This is a genomic window from Pseudomonas qingdaonensis, assembly GCF_018398475.1.
GTDB classification, from domain to species: Bacteria; Pseudomonadota; Gammaproteobacteria; order Pseudomonadales; family Pseudomonadaceae; genus Aquipseudomonas; species Aquipseudomonas palmensis.
The window spans coordinates 168,200-186,609 of sequence record NZ_CP074676.1 but is presented as its reverse complement, the minus strand read 5'-3'; the positions used below and the strand labels follow the sequence as shown (position 1 = coordinate 186,609).

Here is an 18,410-nt window from a genome sequence, read left to right as displayed (position 1 = left end):
TGCTGCTTATCTCTTAAAGTAATCTTTAAAGTTATGGATAGAACCTGATCGCATATACAAAACCGCTGAACCGCTCTAGCCCGCGCCAATCAAGGGCTGGAGGGCATTGCTGATCTGGCAATGCCTTTGCGGCATCGAAAATATTCGCCAAAGGCATCGAAAAACCCCTCAGAAGTCATAGCGACCGGTCACGCCCAGGGTCCGCGGGGTGCCGAGCAGCCCTTCGTAGCCGCCGTTGGCGGCGCTCCACAGGGTGGTGTAGTAGGTCTTGTCGAAGGCGTTCTTCAGCCATAGCGACACGTCCCACTGCCCGCCCTCGGCATCGCCGCGCAGGCCGGTACTGAGGTTGACCACGGCGTAGCTGGGGATCTGCGCGAAGTCCGAGTCCTCGACCGTGCCCACCGCCCTGGAACGGAACGCATAGCTGGCGGTGACATAGGGCTGCAGGCCGTTGTCCAGGTCCCACTGGTACTGCCCGTTGGCGTTGGCGATCCATTTGGAGGCGCCGACCACCTGATGCCCGCTGAGGTCGCAGGCGGCCGGGGCACCCGGTTGCAGAGCCACCTCCGGCGCGCACGGGGCGTCCTTGTAGGCGAGGTAGCGCACGTCGTTGAACGAGCCGTTGAGGTTCAGCGTAAGGCCGCGCAGCGGCACCAGGGTGCTGTCGAACTCGACCCCGCGTGAGCGCACCGAGCCTGCGTTGGTCAGGTACTGCACGCGGTTGGCGTCGTCGTAGGCGTTGGTCTGGTAGCCGTTGACCTGGGTCCAGAACAGGTTGGCGTTCAGTTGCAGGCGGCGGTCCCACAGGGTGCTCTTGAAGCCCAGTTCGGCGTTGTTGGCGCGCTCGGTGCCGATCAGCAACGAGTCGGCGCCAGCCACCGGTGCGGTGCCCACCGCCAGGTTGACCCCGCCGGACTTCTCGCCGTGGGACAGCGTGGCGTAGCCCAGCAGGTCGTCGGTGAAGCGGTAACTGAGGTTGAGCAGGCCCGAGGGGCTGGTGCTGTACTGGTTGAGGTCGCCCGAGTCATACGCACCGGCCCGTCCCTGGCGTACCGCTGCCGCCGCCCCGCTGACCGCAGCGCCGCCCACCGGGGCGCTGCGGTTGACCCAGGCGCTTTTCTCTTCGTAGGTGCCGCGTATCCCGGCGGTGAAGTCCAGGCGCGGGGTGAGGTGCCAGGTGCCCTGGCCGAACAGGGCGAAGCTGTCGGTCTTGATGTGCCCCTTGCCCACCGAGCTGACGTTGGCCAGCGCACCGGTCGGCGTGCCGTTCCACACGTCGGCCTGGGGGCCGTAGAAGGCGAAGGACTTGTTGTCCAGGTTGGAGCCGAAGTAGTACGCGCCCAGTACGTAGTCGAAGAAGCCGCCCGTGGGCGAGGCCAGGCGAAATTCCTGGGAGTACTGCTTGTCTTGCACCGACACCCCGGCGTTGTAGGTCGCCGGCACATCCAGGCCGTCGTCGTTGCGCGGGGTGAAGTCCCACCAGCGGTAGCTGCTGATGGAGGTCAGGGTGAAGTCGTTGTCCAGGGTCCAGTTGGCCTCCAGCGAGGTGCCGCCCTGGAACACCGTGACCTTCTGGTCGTCGTCCAGGTTGACCTTGCGGTGGCGGCCGTCGACCAGCGTGGCGCCGGCCGCCGCCGCACGGTTTTCATAGCGGTTGACGCCGTTGATGGTCGGCCCGGTGCTGTACAGCACGCGGGTGCCGGCGCTGGAGTCTTCCTCGTTGTAGTCGCCGATCCAGCGCAGGTTGAACCGCTCGCTGGGCTTGTACAGCAGTTGCCCGCGAAAGCCCTGGCGCGCGCCACCGTTGAGGGTGTGGCCGTCGTGCTCGTTGCTGATGTCGCCGTCGCTGCGCGTGCGGTAGGCCGAGAAGCGACCGGCCAGGGTCTCGGTGAGCGGGCCGGAAAGCGTGCCCTTGGTCTGGAAGTAGCCGTCCTCGCCCACCGAGGCCTCGATGCTGCGCTCGGGGGTGAAGCTGGGCGCACGGGTGCTGATGTTGATGACCCCCGCAGTGGTGTTCTTGCCGAACAGGGTGCCCTGGGGGCCGCGCAGCACTTCGAGCTGCTCGATGTCCATGAGGTCGAACACCGCCATGCCGGGGCGGCCGAGGTAGACGTTGTCCAGGTACAGCCCCACGCTGCCTTCCAGGCCGTCGCTGGCCGGGTTGTTGCCCAGGCCGCGGATCGACACGCTGGACTGGCGCGCATGCATGTAGGCCACGTTGACGCTGGGCACCAACTGCTGAAGGTCCTGGATGCGGTACACGCGCTGGCTTTCCAGGGCCTGGCCGTCGAGCACGCTCATCGGCGTGGGCACGTCCTGGGCGCTCTCTTCACGTCGGCGCGCAGTCACGGTGACGGCCTTGAGCTGGCTGTCGGGCTTGACCTCGGGCGTCGCGTCGGTGGCCGCCTGGGCCGGCAGCCAATGCGCGCTGCCGGCCAGCAGCAAGGCCAGCGGCAGGCGCTTGAGCCGTCGGGAAGACAAGGGTGCGGCGGGGGAAGACGGGCACATGGGCGGCTCCTGGGCAAGGAATTGATATTCCTTAAAGTTATTTATTTATGATTTCACATATGTTTACTGCATAAGAGATTGCCTTTATAAGGAGTGCAGCCGAGGCAGAGCAAATGCATTTGCCCGATACTTTTCATGTGAAAAATGCATATCGACCTACGCCAGCTTCGCCACCTGATCGCGCTCGCCGAGCACCGCAGCTTCGTGGCGGCGGCGAACGCGGTGAGCCTTTCGCAATCGGCCTTCAGCCGCAGCATCCAGGCCCTGGAACACAGCGCCGGGTGCCTGCTGGTGGACCGGTCGAGCAAGGAGCTGGCGCCGACCAAGCAGGGCCTGGTGGTGCTCGAACATGCGCGCCGGCTGGTCAGCGGCGCGCATCAGTTGAGCAACGAGATCAGCCAGTTCAACGGCCTGGAAGCCGGCGAGCTGCGCTTTGGCTGCGGCCCGGCGCCGGCCGCCGGGCTGGTGCCGCGTGCCATCGGCACGTTCATCGGGCGCTACCCCAGGGCACGGGTGCGTTTTCAGGTGGATGACTGGCAGAACCTGGACAAGCGCCTGCTGGCCGAAGAGTTCGAGTTCTTCGTGGCCGACACCCGCCGCTTCGAGGCCGACCCGGCCTACCACACCGTGCGCCTGCGCCCGCGCCGCTGGCACTTCTGCTGCCGCGCCGCGCACCCGCTGGCGCAACTGCCGAGCGTCAGCGCCGAGCAACTGCTGGCCTACCCCCTGGCGGTGACCCTGCGCCCGCCCAACCTGCGCAAGGTGATCAGCGACCTGAGCGGGCGCCCGGACTTCACCGCCAGCGTCGAGTGCGAGAACGGCTACAGCCTGCTGGGGGTGGTGCTGAACTCCGACGCGATCGGCATCTGCAGCGCCAACAGCGATGCGCTGCACAGCGCCGCCCAGCAACTGGTGCGCCTGAACATCGACGGCCTGCACGACGACTGCGAGGAGCTGTACACCCGCTACGGCATCGTCAGCCGTGCGCGCCAGCGCCTGTCGCCGCTGGCCGAGGCAATGATCGCGCAGATCGTCGCCACCGATCAGGCCGACCAGGACCTGTGCAACCTGGAGCGCCTGGCCATCTGAGGTGTTGCGCCGGGCGCATCGAAGGTATTCGGCAAATGCGCTTGTGGTCGCGTGGCGTGCAGGGCGAAATCACCCACCAGACTTTCAACCGGTGAGCGCCATGACCCAACCTGCCCCCGTGCGCAACGTGCTGTACATCATGTGCGACCAGCTGCGTCGCGATTATCTGTCGTGCTACGGCCACCCGCACCTGCACACGCCCAACATCGACCGCCTGGCCGCTGCCGGGGTGCGCTTCAGCCGCGCCTACACCCAAGGCACCATCTGCGGGCCGTCGCGCATGTCGGCATACACCGGGCGCTATGTGAGCAGCCACCAGGTGGCCTGGAACAGCGTGCCGCTGCCGCTGGAGGAGCTGACCCTGGGCGACTACCTGCGCCCGGCCGGCATCCGCACCGCGCTGGTGGGCAAGACCCACGCCACGCCGAACCTTCAGGCGCAGCAGCAGCTGGGCATCGACGCCGACATGGCCAGGCAGCTCGATGAAGTGGGTTTCGAAGCCTATGTGCGCCATGACGGTATCTACCCCGACGACCCGCAGTTCGCCGACAAGCGCGAGAGCGCCCCATACACCCGTTACCTGCGCGAACACGGCTATGGCGGCGACAACCCCTGGCACGACTGGGCCAATGCAGCGCAGGGCGAAGATGGCGAGGTGCTCAGCGGCTGGCACATGCGCCACGCCGACCGCCCCACGCGCCTGCCCGAGCAGCATTCGGAGACGGTGTACACCACCGACCGCGCCATCGACTTCATCACCGAACAGGGCGAGCAGCCGTGGTGCCTGCACCTGTCGTACATCAAGCCGCACTGGCCGTACATCGCGCCGGCGCCGTACCACGCGCTGTATGGCGCGGCGCAGGTGCTGCCAGCGGTGCCGGGCGGGCGCAGCGATCACCCGGTGTATGGCGCGTTTCGCCAGCATCAGGAGAGCGTGAACTTCTCCCGCGAGGAGGTGCGCCTGAAGGTGATCCCCACCTACATGGGGCTTATCAGGCAGGTGGACGACCAGCTCGGACGGCTGTTCGAAGTGCTTCGACGCACCGGGCGCTGGGACGACACGCTGATCGTGTTCACCAGCGACCACGGTGATTTTCTGGGCGACCACGGGCTGGGGGAGAAGGAGTTTCTGCTGGAGCAGGCGGTGGGTGTGCCGTTGATCGTGCGCGACCCGCGTGGGGCGGCAGATACCACCCGCGGCACGGTGGATGCGCGGCTGGTGGAGACCATCGATGCGCTGCCGACGTTTCTGGACGCACTGGGATTGCCGGGAGCCGAGCATCGGCTGGAGGGGCGGTCACTGGTACCGTTGCTGCACGGCACGGCGCAGGGATGGCGCGAATACGCGATTGCCGAGTACGACTATGCGTTCCAGACCCCGGCGCGGGAGCGGCTGGGGCAGCCGATCGACCGTTGCCGCATGACCATGGTGCGCAGCGAGCGCTTCAAGTACATCGCGTATGACGGCTTCAGGGCGCAGCTGTTCGACCTGCAGGAAGACCCGCAGGAGCGGCACGACCTGGGCGATGATCCGGCGCATGCCGGCGTGCGCGAGGTGCATCAGGGGTACCTGTTGCAGTGGTTGCGCGGGCTCAAGCGCCGCACCACGATCAGCCATGCGGAGATCGAGCGGCGGGGGGAGCGGTTCCGCTACGGGGAGCCGCAGGCGGACAGCGTGGTGAAGATCGGGGTGTGGTGAAGCGGGCCGCTTCGCGGCCCGTCGCGGGTCAAGCCCGCTCCCACAGGTACTCCACTGCCCCTTGGATCAGTGATATCCCTGTGGGAGCGGGCTTGACCCGCGATGAGGCCCGTAAGGCCTCAGATATTGCCGACCTTCTGCCACACCTTCGGCTTGAAGAACAACGTCTCGCCACGGGCCAACCCGGTCAGGCTGTCGTGGTCCTTGACCACCTCGGCCTCGATCAGCTCGCTCTGCCCTTCCACCTTCAGCGTCACCCGCGTGGTCGCGCCCAACGGGCGTATGTCACGCACTTCAGCTGCGTGGTGGCCTTCCACCTCCTGTCGCGACAGCGACACTTCGTGCGGACGGAACAGCACGTGCTGGTCCTCGCTCAGGTGCAGGCGGTTGGAGTCGCCCAGAAAGTGGTAGACGAAGTCGCTGGCCGGGTTCTCGTATACCTCGCCCGGCGAGCCGATCTGCTCGATCACGCCCTTGTTCATCACCACGATACGGTCGGCCACTTCCATGGCTTCTTCCTGGTCGTGGGTCACGAACACCGAGGTCAGGTTGATGTCTTCGTGCAACCGCGCCAGCCAGCGACGCAGCTCCTTGCGCACCTTGGCGTCCAGCGCACCGAACGGCTCGTCCAGCAGCAGCACCTTGGGCTCTACCGCCAGTGCCCGCGCCAGGGCGATACGCTGGCGCTGGCCACCGGACAGTTGCTCGGGGTAGCGGTCGCTGAGCCAGTCCAGCTGCACCATGTTCAGCAGCTCGTGGACCTTCTCGGCAATGCGCGTCTCGTTCGGGCGCTCGCCCTTGGGCTTCATGCGCAGGCCGAAGGCGACGTTGTCGAACACGCTCATGTGGCGAAACAGCGCGTAGTGCTGGAACACGAAGCCGACGTTGCGATCACGCACGTCGTGCCCCGACACGTCCTCGCCATGGAACACGATGCTGCCCTGGTCCGGCGTCTCGAGCCCGGCGATGATGCGCAGCAGGGTGGTCTTGCCGCAGCCGGACGGGCCCAGCAGCGCTACCAGCTCGCCGCTGTGGATATCCAGGTTGATGCTGTCCAGGGCCTGGAAAGCGTTGAAGCGCTTGCTGACGTTACGAACTTCGATCGACATGAATTATTCCTCCGCGGCGCTGTGGCGCAGGCGGTTAATGCGGGACTCGCTCCACTGCTTGAGCAGCAGGATGAAGAGCGCCAGGATCAGCAGCAGGCTGGCCACGCTGAAGGCCGCGACATGGTTGTATTCGTTGTAGAGGATCTCGACATGCAGCGGCAAGGTGTTGGTCACCCCGCGAATATGCCCGGACACCACCGACACCGCACCGAACTCGCCCATCGCGCGCGCCGTGCACAGCACCACGCCATAGATCAGGCCCCATTTGATGTTGGGTACGGTGACATGCCAGAACATCTGCCAGCCGTTGGCCCCGAGCAGGCGTGCAGCCTCCTCTTCCTGGGTGCCCTGCTCCTGCATCAGCGGGATCAGCTCGCGCGCCACGAACGGCACGGTGACGAAGATGGTCGCCAGCACGATGCCGGGCAGGGCGAACACGATCTGGATGTCATGGTCCTGCAGCCACGGGCCGAAGAAGCCCTGGGCACCGAACATCAGCACGTAGACAAGACCGGCGATCACCGGCGACACCGAGAACGGCAGGTCGATCAGGGTCACCAGGATGCTCTTGCCGGGGAAGCTGTACTTGCTCACGCACCACGCTGCGCTGACCCCGAACACCAGGTTCAGCGGCACCGAGATGGCCACCGCGATCAGGGTGAGCTTGAGCGCCGACAGTGCGTCGGGCTCGAAGATCGCCTCGAAGAAGGTGCCCAGGCCCATCTTCAGGCCCTGGGACACCACGATGAACAGCGGCAGCAGCAGAAACAGCGCGAAGATCAGCCAGCCGAGGCCGATCAGCACGCGCCGTGAAATCGCGCTGCCACGGCGGGCAGCGTTGGCCGAAGCGGCCACACCAACAGATGATGCAGACATGGGTCAGGCCTCCTTCACGGGGTTTCGATGCGCCGCTGCAACAGGTTGATCAGCAGCAGCAGGATGAAGGAAACCACCAGCATCATCACGCCGATGGCAGTGGCGCCGGTGTAGTCGTACTGGTCGAGCTTGACCATGATCAGCAACGGCAGGATCTCGGTCTTCATCGGCATGTTGCCGGCGATGAAGATCACCGAACCGTACTCGCCCACACCCCGTGCGAAGGCCAGCGCGAAGCCGGTCAGCCAGGCCGGCAGCAGCGCCGGCGCCAGCACGTAGCGGAACACCTGCAGCGGCTTGGCCCCCAGGCACGCGGCGGCCTCTTCGACCTCGCGCGGGATGTCGGCCAGCACCGGCTGCACCGTGCGCACCACGAACGGCAGGGTCACGAAGGTCAGCGCCAGGGTGATGCCCAGCGGCGTGTAGGCGATCTTGAAGCCCAGGTCGGTGGCGAACTGGCCCACCAGACCGGACGGCGCATACAGCGCGGTCAGGGCGATGCCGGCCACCGCGGTGAGCAGGGCGAACGGCAGGTCGATCATCGCATCGATGACCTTGCGCCCTGGGAAGGTGTAGCGCACCAGCACCCAGGCCAGCAGCGTGCCGATCACGCCGTTGATCAGCGCCGCATAGAACGCGGTGCTGAAGCTGAGCTTGAGCGCGGCCAGCACCCGGGGTGCGGTGACGATGGTCCAGAACTGGTCCCAGGTGAGCTGGGCGGCATGGATGAACATGGCCGCCAGCGGTATGAGCACTATCAGGCTGAGGTACACCAAGGTGTAGCCCAGCGTCAGCCCGAAGCCGGGTATGACGGGGGAGATACGACGCGACATAGAAGTCCCTGGTTTAACGCACGAAGCCCGAGACGAATCCCGGGCCCATGCTGGCTACTGAATGGCGATTATCCTAACGGCCACGCATCACTGCGCCGTGTAGATCTGGTCGAACACACCACCATCGTTGAAGAACTTGGGCTGCGCAGTTTTCCAGCCACCGAAGTCTTTGTCGATAGTCACCAGTTCGAGTTTAGGGAACTGCTTGGCGTATTCGGCAGCGACCTTCTCGTCACGCGGGCGGTAGAAGTTCTCGGCGGCGATCTTCTGGCCGGCCGGGCTGTACAGGTACTTGAGGTATTCGGTGGCGATCGCGGTATTGCCCTTTTTCTCGGCGTTCTTGTCCACCACCGCCACCGGCGGCTCGGCCAGGATCGACAGCGACGGCACGACGATGTCGAACTTGTCGGCGCCACCGTCTTCCTTGAGGGCCAGGAAGGCTTCGTTTTCCCAGGCCAGCAGCACGTCGCCCTGACCGTTGTTGACGAAGGTGATGGTCGAGCCGCGGGCGCCGGTGTCCAGTACCGGCACGTGCTTGAACAGCTCCTGCACGTATTCCTGGGCCTTGGCTTCGCTGCCGCCGGCCTTCAGGCCGTAGGCCCAGGCGGCGAGGAAGTTCCAGCGCGCGCCACCGGAGGTTTTAGGGTTGGGCGTGATCACCGACACGTCCTTCTTGATCAGGTCGCCCCAGTCCTTGATGCCCTTGGGGTTGCCCTTGCGCACCAGGAACACGATGGTCGAGGTGTACGGGGTGCTGGCGTCGGGCAGGCGGGTCTGCCAGTTCTCCGGCAGGGTCTTGCCGAGCTTGGCGATTTCGTCGATGTCGCCGGCCAGGGCCAGGGTCACCACGTCGGCGCGCAGGCCGTCGATCACCGCACGGCCCTGCTTGCCCGAGCCACCGTGGGACTGCTGGATCTTGACCTTGTCGTCCGGGTGCGCCTGCTGCCAGTGCTTGATGAATTCGGCGTTGTACTGCTGATACAGCTCGCGGGTGGGGTCATAGGACACGTTCAACAGCTCGTAGTCCTTGGCGATGGCGGAACCGGCAAACACGGCACTGGCCAGTGCGGCCAGGGCATAACGGCGGATGGACATGGTGAAGCTCCCGATTGGCGTATTTTTTTCTAATTAGAGGGCTGAATCAGCTGGGCTTGTTGCCTGGATTCTGCAGGCGGAATTTTTCCTTGCGTTCGATCTGCACGACCTGGGCGTTGTGCACGGTGATTTCCACCGCGCCGAAACGCAGGTCGCGCAATGCGCTCTGGATCTCGCGCAGAATGGTGGCTTCGTCCTGTCCGTCAACGCTACGCAGAGATGCGCTCATGCTCGTGCTCCTGGAAATAAGGGGTGCCGTGCAGCTGCATCTGAAGGGGACGACTGCGCCTGGCTTGAGGGCAATCTTAGAGAGGGTGGAATATTCTTAAAAATACTATTTAAGAATTTTTATATAACTAAAAAGTGTAGAGGCGGACTGCTTTGCAGCCCATCGCGGGTCAAGCCCGCTCCCACAAGGTTCTCCACCGGCCCCTGTGGGAGCAGGCTTGCCCCGCGAAAGGGCCCTCAGGACCAGCGCAGTTGCTGCGCAGGCACCGGTCGACCGTACCAGTAGCCCTGGCCCATGTCGCACTGCTGCTCCAGCAGGAAGCGCGCCTGCTCGGCCTCTTCGATGCCCTCGGCCTGGATCTGCATGCCCATGCTGCGCGCCAGGGCGATGATCACCCGCACGATGGCGACGTCATCATCGTCATGGGGCAGGCCCGCCACGAAGCCCTGGTCGATCTTGAGCTTCTGCACCGGCAGGCGCTTGAGCCGCAGCAGCGAGGAGTAACCGGTACCGAAATCGTCGATGGCCAGTTGCAGGCCCAGCTCGCGCAGGCGGTGCAACTGCTCCAGCGCCACCTCGGGGTCTTCCATCACCGCGCTTTCGGTCACCTCGACCTCCAGCCGCGCCGGGTCCAGCCCGGTGTCGTGCAGCACCTGGGCCACCAGCTGGTACAGGCTGCGCTTGCCGAACAGGCGGCTGGACACGTTGACCGCGACAAACCTCAGGGCCTTGCCCTCGGCCTGCCACTGCACCATCTGCTGGCAGGCCTGGCGCATCACCCAGGTGTCGATCTCGGCAATCAGCCCGGTGCGTTCGGCAATCGGGATGAACTCGCCCGGCGGCACCAGCCCGCGCTCGGGGTGCTGCCAGCGCACCAGTGCCTCGACGCCGATCATGGCACCGGTGAGCAGGTCGTGCACCGGCTGGTAGTACACCCGCAGCTCCTGCTGCTCCAGGGCCCGGCGCAACTCGCCGGCCGTCTCGACCCGCTGCTGGGCATGGGCGGTCAGCTCCTCGGTGTACAGGGCGTACCCCGAGCGGCCATTGCCCTTGGCCTTGAACAGCGCCGAGTCGGCGTTGCGCAGCAATTGCTCGGCGCTCAGCGCATCGCTGGGGAACAGGCTGATGCCGATGCTGACGCTGGTGAACAGGCGATGGTGGTCGAGCTCGAACGGCTCCTTGAGGCAATCGATGATGCCTTGCGCCAGGGCAGCGGCCTGGCCGACCTGGGCGCAGTTCTCGGACAGCACGGCAAACTCGTCGCCGCCCAGCCGCGCCAGGGTCATGCCAGTGCCCAGCTGGGCCAGCAGGCGTTCGCTCACGGCCTTGAGCAACTGGTCGCCGGTGTTGTGGCCGAGGCTGTCGTTGATGCTCTGGAAGTGGTCCAGGTCCAGCAGCAACAGGGCACAGCCGCGCTTGTTGGCCTGGGCCGCAGCCAGGGTCTGCTTGACCCGGTCGTTGAACAGCAGGCGGTTGGGCAGGTCGGTGAGCGGGTCGTGGTGCACCAGGTGCGCCAGCTCGCGCTCGGTGTGCTTGATCGCGCTGATGTCGCTGAACACCGCCACGTAGTGGGTCAGCTGACCGCTGTCGTCGTGAATGGCGCAGATGGTCTGCCACTGCGGGTAGATCTCGCCATTCTTGCGCCGGTTCCAGATTTCGCCGCTCCATTCGCCCTTCTCGGCCAGGGTGGCGAATATCTGCTGGTAGAACGCGGTGTCGTGGCGGCCCGACTTGAACTTGCTCGGGCGCTGGCCCAGCACCTCGTCCTTCTGGTAGCCGGTGATCTGCATGAACGCCCGGTTGACGTGCACGATCAGGCCGTCGCGGTCGCTCACCAGCACCCCTTCGAGGGTGCTGTCGAACACCGCTGCGGCCATGCGCAGGCGCTCGCGGTCCTCGCGGCGCAGGCGCGCGCCCACGCCGATGAAATTGAGCAGGCGCCAGCGCGACACGAAGATCAGCGCAGCGCTGCAGCCCATCCACGCGTAGGCGTTGATCAGCTCCCAGCGTGCCAGCTGGGCGGGATCATCGAAAAGATTGCTCAGTATTTGATCAGACAGCACCAACCACATGACCGACAGCACCAGATACAGCGCGGACATACGCAGGGCGTCTCGAACGGATACAGACATAGAGTCGCTGGAACCCAGGGCAAAATGATGGCCATTATAGGGGTAGAAATATCCCGTGACCTCCTATCTAAAACGCCGACTGGTTTTATTTAGTAGGGTAGGGATAATACTTTGCGCTGTTTCTTTCGCTTTACGAGGGCCCACCCGCCTATGTGGTACAACGGTTTTCTCGACCTGTCAGCCTGGCAACTGCTGGCCGTCACCCTGCTGATGACCCACGTGACGATCGTCGCGGTCACGGTTTATCTGCACCGCTATTCCGCGCACCGCTCCCTGGAGCTCAATGCCGGGCTCAAGCACTTCTTCCGCTTCTGGCTGTGGCTGACCACGGCGCAGAATACCCGCGAATGGACCGCCATCCACCGCAAACACCACGCCAAGTGCGAAACCGTCGACGACCCGCACAGCCCGGTCATCAAGGGCCTGTCCACGGTGCTGCGCAAGGGTGCCGAGCTGTACCGCGAAGAGGCGCAGAACCCCGAGACCCTGCGCATCTACGGCAAGAACTGCCCCGAGGACTGGATCGAACGCAACCTGTACTCGCGCTACAAGCTGGGCGGCATCGCGCTGATGGCGCTGATCGACGTGCTGCTGTTCGGCACCATCGGCATCACCATCTGGGCAGTGCAGATGATGTGGATTCCGTTCTGGGCCGCCGGCGTGGTCAACGGCCTGGGCCACGCGGTGGGCTACCGCAACTTCGAATGCCGCGATGCCGCCACCAACCTGGTGCCGTGGGGCATCATCATCGGCGGCGAAGAGCTGCACAACAACCACCACACCTACCCCAACTCGGCCAAGCTTTCGGTCAGGCGCTGGGAGTTCGACATGGGCTGGGCGTGGATCAAGCTGTTCACCTGGCTGCGCCTGGCGAAGGTGCAGCGCGTGGCACCCATCGCGCACCGCGTCGAGGGCAAGGGCCAGCTCGACATGGACACCGCCATGGCGATCCTCAACAACCGCTTCCAGATCATGGCGCAGTACCGCAAGCTGGTGATCGCGCCGCTGGTCAAACAGGAGCTGATGCGCGTGGACGACTCGGTGCGCCACCAGTTCCGCCGCGCCAAGCGCCTGCTTTCGCGTGAGCCGAGCCTGCTCGAAGACCGCCACCACCAGCGCATCGAGTCGATGCTGGCGCACAGCCAGGCACTCAAGACCATCTACGAGAAGCGCCTGGCCCTGCAGCAGATCTGGGCACGCACCAGTGCCAACGGCCACGACATGCTGGCCGCGATGAAGGACTGGGTACACGAGGCCGAGGCCAGCGGTATCCAGTCGCTGCGCGACTTCGCCGCACAGCTCAAGACCTATTCGCTGCGCCCTGCCCTGGCCTGACGCCGTTGATCGGCGCGCCCCGTCCTGGGGCGCGCCTGAGGAACTCTCCCTTCGATTTTCACTCTGACTGGCATATCGCCCGCGTGGCGGGCCGTGTCAGGCCGCACGCCCTTCGCCTTTCGATTCCGCTTTTCGAGACGCTTCGTGCACATGGTCAACAAGAACCCGCCGTCCCCGTCGTTCAGCCCACCGTCGCATCCCGCGCACACCTTGCTGGCCCTGCTGCATGCCCAGGGTGAAGTCGCGCGCCTGAGCGAGCGCGAGCAGCTGTTCAGCTCGCTGCTGGACAGTGTCAACGCGGTGCTCTGGGCCATGGATTGGGAAACCCGGCGCGTGCTGTACGTGAGCCCGGCCTACGAGCGGATTTTCGGGCGCTCGGCCGGTCTGCTGCTGGCCGATCACAACGAGTGGCGCGACAGCATCTACCCCGACGACCTGGAGTACGCCGAACGCAGCCTGGCCGAGGTGCTGGTCAAGGGCGCGGTGGAAGACCGCGAGTACCGCATCATCGCCGCCGACGGGCAGGTGCGCTGGCTCAGCGACAAGTGCTTCATCAACCAGCAGGCCGATAGCGCACAGGGCGTGATCGTGGTCGGCATGGCCGAGGACATCACCGAAAAGAAGCAGCTCGAAGGCGAGTTGCAGCGCCTGGCTACCACCGACGTGCTGACCCAGAGCAGCAACCGCCGGCACTTTTTCGAATGCGCGCACCACACCTTCGAAAAGGCACGCCAGGAGCAGGCGCCGATGGCGTTCCTGCTGCTGGACATCGATGACTTCAAGCAGGTCAACGACACCTACGGGCACCAGACGGGTGATCAGGTGCTGCAACGCATCGCCGACAGCGGCAAGGCGGTGCTGCGCCGTGGCGACCTGTTCGGGCGCATTGGCGGCGAAGAGTTCGCGGCGGTGTTTCCCGGGTGCACGCCGGAGCTGGCGCTGCAGGTGGCGCAGCGTCTGCAGCGCGAGATCCAGCGCCTTAGCTTCAGCCAGGACGAACAGGTGTTCGGGGTGACGGTGAGCCAGGGGCTGACCGGCATCGATGAGGAGGATGAAGTGCTCGACAGCCTGTTCGCACGGGCGGATGCGGCGATGTATCAGGCCAAGCGGCAGGGCAAGAACCAGATTGTCAGGGGCTGAAACGTCCGGCGCCTGAGCCGGCCCCATCGCGGGCCAAGCCCGCTCCCACAGGTTTACCAGGGCCCTGTGGGAGCGGGCTTGACCCGCGATTGCGGTCTCAGGCCTTGCGCAGCAGCTCCAGCTGCGCCAACCCCACCTTGAGCAGGCGCGCCGTCTTGCTCTCGGCCAGTTGCTCCAGGCCCTGCTCGGCCGGCAGCCGCGCCAGCTGCCCGGCCAGGTTCAAGATCAGGTTCTCCCGCGAGTACACCCCGCCCCCCAACTGATACACCGAGGCAATCAGTTCGCGCAGCTCCAGCGGCAAGCGCCAGCGGGTACGCAGCGCCGAGCCGTACGCAGCGCCATACTCGTTCAACGACAACTGCACCGCATCCTCGTCCAGCTCGCCCCCGGCCAGGCTCCACTCCTGCAGGCAGCGCAGCAACGCCAGGTCGCCCAGGCAATGCAGCAAGCCGGCACAGTAGCAACGCTCCTGGTCCAGCTCCATCGACCGCGCCAGGCTGGCGGCATACTCGGCCGTGTGCAGCGACAGGCCCCAGAAATGCTCGGCATGGCGTGACAGCAACGGGTCGCTGAGCCTGGCGCTGCGCTTGAGTGCCAGGCCCATGATCAGGTTCATGCTCTGGGTGGTGCCCAGCTTGTTCAACGCCTGCAGCAGGGTCTGCACCGCACCGTCACGATGCAGCGCCGCGCTGTTGGCCGCAGCGATCAGCACCGCGGTGATCTGCGGGTCGTTGCGGATCTCTTCTTCCAGTGCCTTGAGGTTGAGCCCCTCGGGGTTGAGCGCGTGCTTGATCGCCTGCTTCACATCAGCCAGCAACGGCCCGCCATCGGCGGTGCTGCGGTGGTCTTCGAGAAACCGCGACAAGGTGATGCCCGGGCGCAATGCCGGCACCGGGCAGGCCACCGCCTCGCCGGCACCAAGCAGTTGCTCCTCCAGGCGCTGGCGCAGCAGCTCGGCATTGAGCGGCTTGCTCAGGTACGCCGTGGGCGCCAGCGGCAGCGCCTCGCGCACGCTGGCCACATCGCTGCGGCTGCTGATCAGGATGAACGGCAAGCTGCGGCGCTTGGCGCGCACGCTGCGCAGCAGGTCCAGGCCGTCGATGCCGGGCAGCTCGCGGGCGGCGATGATCAGATCGGGTTGGCTGGCCAGCGCGGACAGCGCCTCGTGGCCATTGGCACAGACGTGCAGGCGGGCATCGCAGCGCACGCTGAGCAGCATGTCCTTGAGCATGTCACGCACCCACGGGTCGCCTTCGGCAATCAGCACACAGGGTGCGGTGGGTGGGTTTGAAACGGTCATCGGGCTTCTCCTGACATCTCGATGCACGCCATCCAGGGCGTCTTCCAAGGTAGCTCCTGTGCAAACCTTAGCGCCCTTGTCGGGCTTTGGGCGAAAAAAAACCCGCCGAGGCGGGTTTTTTCCTATCGTGTCACACTTACGCCAGTTCGGCGAAGCACTCTTCGATGATGGCCAGGCCCTTGTCCAGCTGCTCGTCAGGCGAGGTCAGCGGAACCAGGATACGCAGCACGTTGCCGTAGGTACCGCACGACAGCAGAATCAGGCCCTTGTCACGCGCCTTGGCCACGACGGCTGCAACGGCAGTCGGGTTAGGGGTGTGGGAACCGGCCTTGTCGAACACCTCGACCGCGATCATCGAGCCCAGGGCACGCACGTCACCGATGATCGGGTGCTTGTCCTGGATCTTGCGCAGGCCAGTGACCAGACGCTCGCCGACTGCCTTGCTGCGGTCCAGCAGTTTTTCTTCTTCGAACACTTCCATCACGGCCAGGGCCGCGGCGCAGGCGATCGGGCTACCGGCGTAGGTGCCGCCCAGGCCGCCTGGAGCGATGGCGTCCATGTACTCGGCCTTGCCGCACACACCGGCCAGCGGGAAGCCGCCAGCGATGGATTTGGCGAAGGTGGTCAGGTCAGGCGCGACGCCCATCTGTTCCATGGCGAAGAAGGTACCGGTACGGCCAGCGCCGGTCTGTACTTCGTCGGCGATCAGCAGGATGCCGTGCTGGTCGCACAGGGCGCGCAGACGCTTCATGAACTCTTTAGGCGCGACGTAGAAACCGCCTTCGCCCTGGACCGGCTCCAGGATGATCGCAGCGATATCCTTGGCTTCGGCGTCGTTCTTGAAGATGCGTTCGATCGAAGCGATCGAGTCGTCGATGCTCACACCGTGCAGTTCGTTCGGGTAGATGGCGCGGAAGATGCCGCCTGGCATCAGGCCCATGCCGGCCGAGTACGGTACGACCTTGCCGGTCAGGCCCAGGGTCATCATGGTGCGACCGTGGTAGGCGCCGGTGAAGGCGATCACGCCGGCACGGCCGGTGGCGGCACGGGCGATCTTGATGGCGTTTTCAACGGCTTCGGAACCGGTGGTGACCAGCAGGGTTTTCTTGGCGAAATCACCCGGGATCAGCGCGTTGATCTTTTCGCACACTTCGACATACGGCTCGTAGGCCAGTACCTGGAAGCAGGTGTGGGTCAGCTTGTGCAGTTGAGCTTCAACGGCAGCGATGATTTTCGGATGCACGTGACCGGTGTTGAGTACCGCGATACCGCCGGCGAAGTCGATGAACTCGCGGCCTTCGACGTCAGTCACGGTGGCGTTCCTGGCCGACTCGGCGAAGATCGGGTGGATCTGGCCGACGCCACGTGGGACGGCGGCTACACGGCGTTGCATCAGGGATTCGTTGGTCTTGCTCATAATGTCCTCATTTCGCCACACGCAGGTGGCGCGATTCGATCGGGGCGGCCGGTATTCGACTGCAGCAGCATGCGTTGATCGACTGCTGCAGGGGCCCAGGCGGCCGGATGTCACGGTGTAAAAAAGGCCAGCGGGACGGCGCTCTCGCGCCCCGCTGGCAGAGGTAAAGCCTTACGCTGCGATCAGACGCTGATGCACAGGTATTTGATTTCGAGGTAGTCCTCGATGCCGTACTTGGAGCCTTCGCGGCCCAGGCCCGAGGCCTTGATACCACCGAACGGCGCGACCTCGTTGGAGATCAGGCCGGTGTTGATGCCGACCATGCCGTATTCCAGGGCTTCGGCGACACGGAACACACGGCTCATGTCGCGGGCATAGAAGTACGAGGCCAGGCCGAATTCGGTGTCGTTGGACATGGCGATGACTTCGGCCTCGTCCTTGAAACGGAACAGCGGAGCCAGTGGGCCGAAGGTTTCTTCCTTGGCCACGGCAGCGCTTTTCGGCACGTCGACGAGGATGGTCGGCTCGAAGAAGTTGCCTTCGATCAGCTTGCCGCCGCTCAGTACCTTGGCGCCCTTGCTCACCGCGTCAGCGATGTGCTCCTGCACCTTGGCCACGGCCTTGCCGTCGATCAGCGGGCCGGTGGTGGTGCCGTCTTCCAGGCCGTTGCCGATCTTGAGCTTGGCGACTGCCGCCTTGAGCTTCTCGGCGAACACGTCGTAGACGCCGTCCTGCACGTAGATACGGTTGGCGCAGACGCAGGTCTGGCCGTTATTGCGGTACTTGGAGATGATCGCGCCCTCGACGGCCTTGTCCAGGTCGGCGTCGTCGAACACGATGAACGGAGCGTTGCCACCCAGCTCCAGGGAAACCTTCTTGATGTCCTTGGCGCATTCGGCCATCAGCTGGCGACCGATTTCGGTCGAGCCGGTGAAGGACAGCTTGCGTACGATCGGGTTGCCGGTCAGTTCGCTGCCGATGTCGCCGGCGCTGCCGGTGACCACGCTCAGCACGCCAGCCGGGATGCCGGCACGGGTGGCCAGCTCGACCAGGGCCAGGGCCGAGTACGGGGTCTGCGAAGCGGGCTTGAGCACCATGGTGCAGCCAGCGGCCAGGGCCGGGCCGGCCTTGCGGGTGATCATCGCAGCCGGGAAGTTCCACGGGGTGATGGCCGCGGTAACGCCGATCGGCTGCTTGATCACGATCAGGCGCTTGTCGGGCTGGTGGCCCGGGATGGTGTCGCCATAGACACGCTTGGCTTCTTCGGCGAACCACTCGATGAACGAGGCGGCATAGGCGATTTCGCCCTTGGCTTCGGCCAGTGGCTTGCCCTGCTCGGAGGTCATCAGGCGGGCCAGGTCGTCCTGGTGCTCGATCATCAGTTCGAACCAGCGGCGCAGCTTGCCAGCACGCTCCTTGGCGGTCAGTGCGCGCCAGGCCGGCAGGGCCTTGTCGGCGGCCTCGATGGCGCGACGGGTTTCGGCGGCGCCCATTTTAGGCACGGTGCCGAGCACTTCACCGGTGGCCGGGTTGGTCACCTGGATCGTCTGACCGTTGTCCGCGTCCAGCCACTCTCCGTTGACGAAGGCTTGCTGGCGGAACAACTGGGCGTCTTTGAGCTGCATGTCGGGCTTCCTTAACTGCACCG

14 protein-coding genes are annotated in these 18,410 nt (G+C 65.1%); 4 read left to right on the top strand and 10 right to left on the bottom strand.

The window, feature by feature from the left end:
• Positions 1-168: 168 nt before the first annotated feature.
• Entirely contained in the window at positions 169-2,508 is a 2,340-nt protein-coding gene (locus KH389_RS00830; RefSeq protein WP_213606690.1) for a TonB-dependent receptor, read from the bottom strand.
• 144 nt (positions 2,509-2,652) lie between these two features.
• Between KH389_RS00830 and KH389_RS00825 the strand changes: the two genes are divergently transcribed.
• Both KH389_RS00825 and KH389_RS00820 read left to right on the top strand, forming a co-directional pair.
• The gene (locus tag KH389_RS00825) at positions 2,653-3,597 is read left to right on the top strand and encodes a LysR family transcriptional regulator (RefSeq protein WP_043859902.1); all 945 of its coding nucleotides are present in this window, start codon (positions 2,653-2,655) and stop codon (positions 3,595-3,597) included.
• 100 nt (positions 3,598-3,697) lie between these two features.
• On the top strand, positions 3,698-5,296 hold the full coding sequence (locus KH389_RS00820) for an alkaline phosphatase family protein (protein WP_213606689.1): 1,599 nt from the start codon (positions 3,698-3,700) through the stop codon (positions 5,294-5,296).
• A gap of 119 nt (positions 5,297-5,415) precedes the next feature.
• On the opposite strand, the gene KH389_RS00815 is transcribed toward KH389_RS00820, so the two are convergent.
• The 6 genes from KH389_RS00815 to dibA all read right to left on the bottom strand — a co-directional run bounded on the left by KH389_RS00815 (position 5,416) and on the right by dibA (position 11,570).
• Positions 5,416-6,405, bottom strand: coding sequence for a sulfate/molybdate ABC transporter ATP-binding protein (locus KH389_RS00815; RefSeq protein ID WP_054915893.1), 990 nt, complete (start codon positions 6,403-6,405; stop codon positions 5,416-5,418).
• Between the two features lie 3 nt (positions 6,406-6,408).
• Complete coding sequence (cysW, locus tag KH389_RS00810) at positions 6,409-7,281, bottom strand: sulfate ABC transporter permease subunit CysW (protein ID WP_043859899.1); 873 nt, start codon at positions 7,279-7,281, stop codon at positions 6,409-6,411.
• A gap of 14 nt (positions 7,282-7,295) precedes the next feature.
• A complete protein-coding gene (cysT, locus tag KH389_RS00805) occupies positions 7,296-8,114 on the bottom strand; it encodes a sulfate ABC transporter permease subunit CysT (RefSeq protein ID WP_213606687.1) in 819 nt (272 codons plus the stop codon).
• Positions 8,115-8,201: 87 nt separating this feature from the next.
• Complete coding sequence (locus KH389_RS00800; RefSeq protein WP_043861301.1) at positions 8,202-9,209, bottom strand: sulfate ABC transporter substrate-binding protein; 1,008 nt, start codon at positions 9,207-9,209, stop codon at positions 8,202-8,204.
• Between the two features lie 46 nt (positions 9,210-9,255).
• Positions 9,256-9,438, bottom strand: a complete 183-nt coding sequence (gene oscA, locus KH389_RS00795) for a sulfur starvation response protein OscA (protein ID WP_007941032.1) — start codon at positions 9,436-9,438, stop codon at positions 9,256-9,258.
• A 236-nt stretch (positions 9,439-9,674) separates the two neighbouring features.
• Positions 9,675-11,570: a phosphodiesterase DibA gene (dibA, locus tag KH389_RS00790; RefSeq protein ID WP_043861302.1), complete on the bottom strand. Its 1,896-nt coding sequence runs from the start codon at positions 11,568-11,570 to the stop codon at positions 9,675-9,677.
• A 150-nt stretch (positions 11,571-11,720) separates the two neighbouring features.
• On the opposite strand from dibA, the gene desA reads away from it, so the two are divergent.
• Positions 11,721-12,905, top strand: coding sequence for a delta-9 fatty acid desaturase DesA (gene desA / locus KH389_RS00785; RefSeq protein ID WP_043861303.1), 1,185 nt, complete (start codon positions 11,721-11,723; stop codon positions 12,903-12,905).
• A 150-nt stretch (positions 12,906-13,055) separates the two neighbouring features.
• A complete protein-coding gene (locus KH389_RS00780; RefSeq protein WP_058541701.1) occupies positions 13,056-14,045 on the top strand; it encodes a sensor domain-containing diguanylate cyclase in 990 nt (329 codons plus the stop codon).
• 97 nt (positions 14,046-14,142) lie between these two features.
• On the opposite strand, the gene KH389_RS00775 is transcribed toward KH389_RS00780, so the two are convergent.
• From KH389_RS00775 to gabD, 3 genes are all read right to left on the bottom strand, one after another.
• Positions 14,143-15,345, bottom strand: a complete 1,203-nt coding sequence (locus tag KH389_RS00775) for a response regulator (RefSeq protein WP_088513832.1) — start codon at positions 15,343-15,345, stop codon at positions 14,143-14,145.
• A 136-nt stretch (positions 15,346-15,481) separates the two neighbouring features.
• The gene (gabT, locus tag KH389_RS00770) at positions 15,482-16,762 is read right to left on the bottom strand and encodes a 4-aminobutyrate--2-oxoglutarate transaminase (RefSeq protein ID WP_043861306.1); all 1,281 of its coding nucleotides are present in this window, start codon (positions 16,760-16,762) and stop codon (positions 15,482-15,484) included.
• A 182-nt stretch (positions 16,763-16,944) separates the two neighbouring features.
• Entirely contained in the window at positions 16,945-18,387 is a 1,443-nt protein-coding gene (gabD, locus tag KH389_RS00765; protein ID WP_043861307.1) for an NADP-dependent succinate-semialdehyde dehydrogenase, read from the bottom strand.
• Positions 18,388-18,410: the final 23 nt, after the last annotated feature.